At 45.3% G+C, this 7704-nt stretch carries 10 protein-coding genes; 2 read left to right on the top strand and 8 right to left on the bottom strand.

Annotation, left to right across the window (positions count from 1 at the left end; all coding sequences use genetic code 11):
• Nucleotides 1–231 precede the first annotated feature (231 nt).
• Entirely contained in the window at nucleotides 232–1785 is a 1554-nt protein-coding gene (locus tag Q0C15_RS01920) for an FGGY family carbohydrate kinase (RefSeq protein ID WP_367181938.1), read from the bottom strand.
• Between the two features lie 177 nt (nucleotides 1786–1962).
• Between Q0C15_RS01920 and Q0C15_RS01915 the strand changes: the two genes are divergently transcribed.
• Together Q0C15_RS01915 and Q0C15_RS01910 are read left to right on the top strand one after the other, a co-directional pair.
• On the top strand, nucleotides 1963–3048 hold the full coding sequence (locus Q0C15_RS01915; RefSeq protein ID WP_297215406.1) for a DUF763 domain-containing protein: 1086 nt from the start codon (nucleotides 1963–1965) through the stop codon (nucleotides 3046–3048).
• Nucleotides 3049–3089: 41 nt separating this feature from the next.
• A complete protein-coding gene (locus Q0C15_RS01910; protein WP_297215403.1) occupies nucleotides 3090–3392 on the top strand; it encodes a DUF2175 family protein in 303 nt (100 codons plus the stop codon).
• Here Q0C15_RS01910 and Q0C15_RS01905 read toward each other — a convergent pair.
• From Q0C15_RS01905 to Q0C15_RS01875, 7 genes are all read right to left on the bottom strand, one after another.
• The gene (locus Q0C15_RS01905; protein WP_297215400.1) at nucleotides 3387–3554 is read right to left on the bottom strand and encodes a 30S ribosomal protein S27ae; all 168 of its coding nucleotides are present in this window, start codon (nucleotides 3552–3554) and stop codon (nucleotides 3387–3389) included. The genes Q0C15_RS01910 and Q0C15_RS01905 overlap by 6 nt on opposite strands.
• Before the next feature lie 9 nt (nucleotides 3555–3563).
• The gene (locus Q0C15_RS01900; RefSeq protein ID WP_297215397.1) at nucleotides 3564–3863 is read right to left on the bottom strand and encodes a 30S ribosomal protein S24e; all 300 of its coding nucleotides are present in this window, start codon (nucleotides 3861–3863) and stop codon (nucleotides 3564–3566) included.
• A gap of 11 nt (nucleotides 3864–3874) precedes the next feature.
• Entirely contained in the window at nucleotides 3875–4375 is a 501-nt protein-coding gene (locus Q0C15_RS01895) for a DUF359 domain-containing protein (RefSeq protein ID WP_297215394.1), read from the bottom strand.
• On the bottom strand, nucleotides 4353–4547 hold the full coding sequence (gene spt4 / locus Q0C15_RS01890; RefSeq protein ID WP_110642026.1) for a transcription elongation factor subunit Spt4: 195 nt from the start codon (nucleotides 4545–4547) through the stop codon (nucleotides 4353–4355). The genes Q0C15_RS01895 and spt4 overlap by 23 nt, the downstream gene beginning before the upstream one ends.
• Nucleotides 4544–5122, bottom strand: a complete 579-nt coding sequence (locus Q0C15_RS01885) for a DNA-directed RNA polymerase (RefSeq protein WP_110642024.1) — start codon at nucleotides 5120–5122, stop codon at nucleotides 4544–4546. Before Q0C15_RS01885 ends, spt4 begins: the two co-directional genes overlap by 4 nt.
• 129 nt (nucleotides 5123–5251) lie before the next feature.
• Nucleotides 5252–6349, bottom strand: a complete 1098-nt coding sequence (gene dnaJ, locus Q0C15_RS01880) for a molecular chaperone DnaJ (RefSeq protein WP_297215387.1) — start codon at nucleotides 6347–6349, stop codon at nucleotides 5252–5254.
• A 16-nt stretch (nucleotides 6350–6365) separates the two neighbouring features.
• Nucleotides 6366–7704, bottom strand: a 1339-nt coding sequence (locus Q0C15_RS01875; protein WP_297215384.1) for an Hsp70 family protein, incomplete at its 5' end; no start/stop codon positions are given.

Here is a 7704-nt window from a genome sequence, read left to right as displayed (position 1 = left end):
GCATATCGGCCTTTCGAGCCGACGACCCGGGTCCAAATCCCGGCCGGAGCATACAATACAATTCCTGTTTATTCTGCACTAGAAAAACCCATGAAGCTGTGTTTTGTATCCTGGAACTCAAGAATACAAGATCTATAAGAATGCTATTTTGAATATTGATCTTTACCTATGCGTCTCAGTTTTCATGCATCGATATGAATTTTTCAAAGTTCCAATAACTAACATTTTCAACTATCGTATGCTGGAGGCCCAGCCCATGGATCTTTTAACAGCCTCTCTCCATCCTACATATAGCCGCTCCCGCTCCTCTTTCGTCATTCCGGGCCTGTAGATCTTTCCAAGTCTCCAGAGCTCTCGTATCTCATTCAGGCTCGTCCAGAAGCCGGAAGTGAGTCCAGAAAGGTAACCAGAGCCAATGACTGTTGTTTCAGAGGTCTCTGGGATAAGCACTTCAGAGTTCGCCATGTCCGCCTGAAACTGCATCAGAAAATCGCTTCTGGATCCGCCACCATCGCATTTGATCTTCGTGATCTTAGATCCGACCTCCTCTTCAACGGATCTTATGACGTCAGTGGCCATATAAACCTCTGATTCTAAGATAGCTCTTGCCAAATGATCGATGGACGTTCTCTCAGTCAGTCCTATGAAGAGCCCCCGCGCATCCTGATCCCAGTAAGGAGATCCAAGTCCAGAAAAGGCAGGAACAAAATACACTCCCTCATTGTTCCTGACCCTATGTGCAGCCTCCTCTATTTCCTTTGCCGATCCGAATAGATGAATGCCGTTCTCAAGCCATCGCAGCGTCGATCCACTTGCGAGTATGCTTCCTTCAAGTGCATAATTTATCTGATCTCCATGCAGCGAATAAAATATAGTCCTAAGGAGGCTACCTGACGATCGCGGTATATCATGCCCAGCATTGGCCAGCGCAAAGGTTCCAGTTCCGTAGGTGATCTTCATGTCACCCGGATCGAAGCATGCTTGACCGAATAGCGCTGCCTGCTGATCTCCAATATCTGATGTTATAGATATCTCCCTGCCTTCGAATATCGTTGAGGCATTATCCGAGATATGACCATAGGACTCTGGTGAACCAGAAGGATTTACCTGGGGCAGCGAATTTTCATCTATCCCTCCGAAGATATCCATGAGATCAGGATCCCATCTCAGTCTGGATATATCGTAGATCATCGTTCTGGAGGCGTTGCTGTGATCGGTGGCGAATATTGGTTTTCTCTGATCTCCGGATCCTTTCCTTCCATATGTGAGGTTCCAGATGATCCAGACGTCTACAGTTCCGAAAACAGCCTCCCCAGCTTTCATTCTGGATCTGAGGCCATCTACATTGTCCAAAAGCCATTTTACCTTTGATGCCGAAAAATAGGCGTCTGGCCTCAGCCCTGTCGTAGTTATTATCGTGTCAGAGATGGTTCTATCAAGATCCTTTATGATGGGTGCCGTGCGTTTATCCTGCCACACTATGGCATTGTAAAGCGGCCTGCCGGTATACCTGTCCCAGGCTATAAGCGTCTCTCTTTGATTCGTTATTCCTGCAGAGGCAATATCTCTGATATCTATCCTTCTGGAGGTGATTGCCTCCTTCATCGTTGTCCTCACGTTTTCCCAGAGATCGGAAGGATCCTGCTCAACCCATCCTGGAGCGGGGAAGTATTGCCTGTTTGTTCTGTATGAAAAAGAAACGATATGCCCATTTCCATCTATTATTGCAGTTCTTGTTCCGGTCGTACCGATGTCTATGGACATAACATATTTTTTCTCAGTAATGCTATGAGAAATTACAACAGTATTTAAAATTTGCCGATTCCAGATCCATCCAATCACGCTGTCCTGTCTTCAGCTGCATCTGAACGAATTTATCGTAGGCATCCTTTCCTCTGAAGATCATGGATCGCAGACGGATAAACATTTTAGTTAATTTGTCATGCTGAGATAAGAATCATAATGGAAAGACGAGGTATATCTTCTTTACCGCTTCATTACGGGCATCCGCCTGAATACCTCTTCAAGAGGGCTGTAAAACTCTCTGGCCTTATGGCGGAGATAATAGTTGAAACATACGGTACGGATGAGATTATACGGCGTCTCGCCGATCCGTTCTGGTTTCACTCGCTCTCGCTTGTAACCGGATTTGACTGGAACTCCAGTGGTACCACTGTTTTCACCCTATCGGCTCTGAAAGAGTATCTATCGTCCAAAGACATCGGGGTGAGGGTCTGCGGCGGGAAGGCAGGATCCATGGCAGATATGAAGACTGACCTTATTGATTCTGAGCATTCAGGCGTCATAAACGATGCTGAAGTCCATGAACTATACGATAATGCCAGAAGGATAGCAAAGATAGATAATTCGCTTCTTCAGGATGGCTACGATCTCTACATGCAGTTCCTCATCGTTTCAGCGAAGGGAAAGCATGCCGTAGTTCAGCAGGGAATGAATTCTGATGCTCGGCTGGCCAGAAGGTATCACTGGATGATTGGCGATGATCGTGCTGATGTCGAAGGTAGATATGGAGTTGCCTCTGAAAGTACAAGCGAAAATGTTCTGGATCTATCAGCATCTGAGAGTAGAGATAACAGATCTGCAATAGTGTCTTCCGTCAGGGAAGGTGAGGTTTGGCGTTTCAGAACGGAGAGGCAGAGCACATTGGACAATTATTCACTGCCATATCTTGATCTGAGCAACAGAGTAAACTGGGGCAGGTTGAGGGACCTATACGAGTATGGGGTTGATGATTTTGAAAAGATATACATGGCAAAGGGCATAGGGAAGAGCACACTGAGGGCTCTGTCCTACATGGCGGAGGTAATATATGGTCCGAAGGCCTCCTTCAAAGACCCAGTAAAATTCTCCTTTGCGGTTGGTGGGAAGGATGGAATTCCAAAGCCGGTTAACGTCTACGATTATGACAGGGCTATAGAATTTTTCACTGATCTCATGAGGGAAAAGGATCTGAATATCAGAGAGAAGGAAAACATCGCCAAATCGCTGGCCCGGATCAGTTACCTTAGAACCAGTTTTGATTTATGATTGAAAAGAAATTATTAAATTTTGATAAGCAATAAAGAATTATGGCAGAATTCAAATGCTATGTTTGCAACAGTACCGTGAAGACTGGAGAAAAATTCACTTTTACGAAAAAGGGATCAGTGCATTATGATTGCTATGTGTCTTCAAAAAGACAGAACATCGATCCAAGTAAGGAGGAAGAGTTCAGAACCCTTGCCATGCTGCTGGATTACAGCCTTCAGGCTCTGTTAAACGCTATGAGCATTCAGACACAGAAAGAATCGGCAGCAGAGGCTAAGCGCCAGAGCATACAGACTTATGAAAAACTGGCTGGTGATATAACAAAAAAGATGGAAGAGTTATGATTTGCTCTTCTTTGCTTTTTTAAACTCAGTGTATCCGCATCTACCGCATGAGTACCTGTCCGCATGTTCGGCCAGAAAAACACCAGGGCCACATCTTGGACAGAAACGGTGCTTGCGTACGAGTTTTCCATCTGCAACTTCGTAAAGTTCTCTCTTCTGCATCAGGATCCCTCACTTTGCCTCCTTCTGCTTGAGCCCGTTCCTTATAAGTTCGTAGTCAGGCTCATAGAGCATGGCGCTAGCCTTATCCGCGTATATCTTCGTATAGCCCTCAACCTCGTGCTTTCCAGTCAGCTGTTTATTGCTGTCTACGATGACCAGCTCCTTATCGACTCCTTCGTGCTTTGCGATCATCTCTCTGATCTCCTCTCTTGAAGGGGTCCTGCTGTTTTCAAACTTTAGGGTATACTTTATCTCCTTCCTTTTCAGGATAGGGTTATCCCTCTTTTCCTTAATTATCAGATCCACCATACCATTCACCTTCAAGCAATGGCCATCTCTCTGAGAACTTCACACACATTGCATTTGAGGTCGAAGTCCACAGTGAGAATTGCCATACCGACATCGGGTATGCCATAGGCAATGACCGTATCCAGATCAGCATAATAAATTATCGGAAGAACTGCGAGATCTTCCTCACCAACGACCTCTATCCTGGTATGTTTATGTTCATAGAGAGCGGTCTGTATTGACCTTATAAGATCAAAAGATATTGTACCAGGTTCATTCACTATTGTTAAACTTCCCTCCTCATGTGAAAAGGATAATTCTCCTCTTTTTGTCTTGAGATCAACTACCTCAAGATCCAGTCTTGCACCGGCATTTTTTAGATTTTGGACTGTAACATCGCCCACAGCGGCAATGGGGCGATCTCTTGAAAGTTCCTTTACATCCTCAGGTTTAACTATTCTTCCGTTTCTACCCTTTATCTTTAGTCTTGCCTCTTCGGTAACTATGAATTTACTGCCTGACCTTGATAGCATACATACCAGGCTCAGTTATTCCTGTTCTTTTAGCTATCGCAGAAAGTTCTGGTTCAGATATGAGAAGAAACCCGAACCATTCAGTTGTTGTTTTCTCGTCGCCATGCACCGGACACGTCTTCTCCGGCGTAAGTCTCTTGCATTTTTTGCATGCTCTGTACTGCACTTTCATTGTGATGCCTCCTTTGCCAGCCAGTCAAGTTTTCCAAGTCCCACCTGTTTCATGGTGAATCCGATCTTGCTGTCGCCTATTGATGATGATGCAAGATTCATAGCAACTATTCTTACACGAACACGATCTCCGACCTTCAGATCCCTCTTCGTTTCCTTTCCTATGAATCTCTTATTCTCAAGATCTATGTCTATTCGGTCATCCATTATCTGACTTATGTGTAGCAATCCCTCAAACGATGAGAATTTTATGAAGGCTCCAAATTTCTGGACGCTCACGACCTCTCCATCCACGATCTCCTGCATCTCTGGATAATACACCAATGCTTTGTATCTTACTTCCTGATAAACACCGCCATCTCCATGAACTATGGTACCTTCACCTATTGATTCTGTTTCTAGAACTGATATGACAAGATATTTACCCTCATTCTGTGAGGTTCTTTCATTTATGACATCCACAAGGCGGCCCTCCAGGGATCTTTTTGTCACTTCCCTGACCGCAACATCATAATCTTCACCTAACATCTCTGGTGGAACCCTAGCAATATATCTATCCTCAACCAACATGTACACGTTTATCCCTCACAATATTCATATTCATGAATAAAGATACATGATATTTTACAATCATCGAAGCTTCAGTGATATAACTAACATAATAATTAATTTTGTCGTCAGCATTATTTTTAACTTTACATATGCTCAATGAAACCAGGAATGACGATTCTCCTTAAGGTCGAAGATCTCCCTTATAAGATCCTTCTGCTTCTGTGTGAGCCTTTTCGGTACCTCTACATTTATACGAACAAGCAGATCGCCACTACCGTGCCCATTGAGATGAGGCATCCCGGCTCCCTTTATCCTCAGGACTTCTCCTGGCTGGGTGCCCTCTGGTATCTTCAGACTGTATTTCTCCTTGAACAGGCTGACCTCTATGTTGTCTCCGAGAGCGGCCTGAGCGAAGTTTATCTTCTGATCTATCATCAGGTCATCGTTTATTCTCTGTACGTTTCTATCATTCCTCACCCTTAGAACGACGTAGAGATCCCCAGTGCGACCATTGTATGACTGGCCCTTTCCTTGTATCCTCAGTCTTAGATTATCAGTGGCTCCCTTCGGTATCTTTACCGATATATCCTCATTTACGACTATCGTACCAGTGCCGTTGCATCTCGGGCATTTCTGTTCAGGTATCCGTCCCTTACCACCGCATGTCTGGCACGTCGTAACAGTTACCATTCTAAAGAAACCCTGGCCTCTCACTATCCTCTGCTGGCCAGTTCCATTGCAGGTGGGACATGTTATTAGTTTGCCGTCTTTTGCTCCCGTTCCGTTGCAATCCGGGCACATGGCATTCCTTCTGTACTTGATCCTCTTCTCTGTGCCGTAATATGCGTCTTCGAGCGTTATGTCAAGGTTCGTATAGAGATCCAGATCATACCTCTCTTCTCTCTGCCCACGTCCGAATCCAGAAAAGAAATCCGATCCGAAGTTTCCGCCAAATATGTCGTTGAAAATATCGTTCAGATCGCTGTAATGAGTAAAATTGTCCCAGTTGAAGTTCTCTCCTCCGGCTCCGAAGTCAACGGTTCCTGTCTGATCGTACATTCTCCTCTTCTGGGGATCAGACAGGACTTCGTAGGCTTCGCTGATCTCCTTGAATTTTTCTTCCGCTTCCTGCTTATTTTCCGGATGGAGATCAGGATGCCATTTTTTGGCCAGTTCTCTGAACGCCTTTTTAATCTCCTCGTCGGTAGCGTTCCTGTCTACGCCGAGTATCTTATAATAGTCCTTAACCATTTTATCGTTCTTTCAATCAGCTTTTCTCCTTGTATTCTGCGTCCACAGTCTTGCCATCTGAGGATCCTGTGCTCTGACCGCCAGTTGTCTGTGTATTCTGCTGCGTGCTGGCTGAGGCTTGCTGATACATCTTAGCTCCGACTTCCTGTATGTCCTTTGAGAGTTTTTCCATCAGCGTTTTCACGTCATCTACCTTTTTCTCCTCTATGGCTTTTCGTAGATCCTTGACTTCGTTCGTGATCCTCTCCTTTGTCTCCTTGTCCACCTTGTCCCCAGCATCATTGAGAGTTTTCTCGACGCTATATGCCAGAGATTCTGCGTTATTCAGCAGCTCTATCTCCTCCTTGGCTTTTCTGTCCTGTTCTGCATACTGTTCGGCTTCCTTTTTCATTCTTTCTATCTCTTCTTTTGAGAGTTTTGTGGAGGCCGTTATGGTTATACCCTGTTTTTTGCCAGTTGCTTTGTCGACTGCTGTCACGTTGAGAATGCCATTGGAATCTATATCAAATGTGACCTCTATCTGTGGAACTCCCCTGGGAGCTGGAGCTATGCCAGTTAAATTGAACATTCCCAGCGAAACGTTGTCCTTGGCCAGCGGTCTCTCCCCCTGCACCACATGGATTGTTACCGTTGTCTGCATGTCTTCCGCCGTAGTGAATATCTGACTCTTACGTACCGGTATAGTTGTGTTTGCCGGTATTATTGGAGTGGCTATTCCACCGAGTGTCTCAACGCTCAGTGTAAGCGGAGTGACATCCAGCAGGACTATATCCTTTATTTCACCCTTCAGGACTGCACCCTGAATTGCAGCGCCAATGGCAACCGCTTCCATTGGGTCGACTCCGCCCTCCGCCTTTATTCCTAGATAATCTTCAACATATTTCCTGACATAGGGTATCCTTGTCGGTCCTCCAACAAAGAGCAGTTTCGTTATCTCATTCTTCTTCAGTTTTGCGCCTTCAAGTGCCTTATCGATTGGGCCCTTAACCCTCTCTACGATTGGAGATATGAGCTCTTCCAGCTTTGCCCTTGTAAGGGTCATCTTTATGTGTTTGGGGCCTGTGTTTGTCACGATTATATACGGCAGATCTATATCTGTGGATAGGGTCGTAGAGAGCTCGATCTTGGCTTTTTCTGCAGCATCTCTCAGCCTTATATAGGCAGAACGATCCTTTCTCAGGTCTATGCCCTCTTTCTTCTGGAAGTCGTCTGCTATGTAGTTGACTATGGCCTCATCCATGTCTGTTCCTCCAAGCTGTGTATCGCCGGAGGTAGATAGGACCTGGAATACCCCTTCACCGAAATCCATTATCGTGACATCTAAGGTACCACCGCCAAGATCAAATACGAGGATC

Source organism: Thermoplasma sp. (assembly GCF_023256435.1).
Classification (GTDB): domain Archaea; phylum Thermoplasmatota; class Thermoplasmata; order Thermoplasmatales; family Thermoplasmataceae; genus Thermoplasma.
The sequence above is the reverse complement of the archived record's forward strand: the minus strand, read 5'-3'. Positions and strand labels throughout refer to the sequence as shown.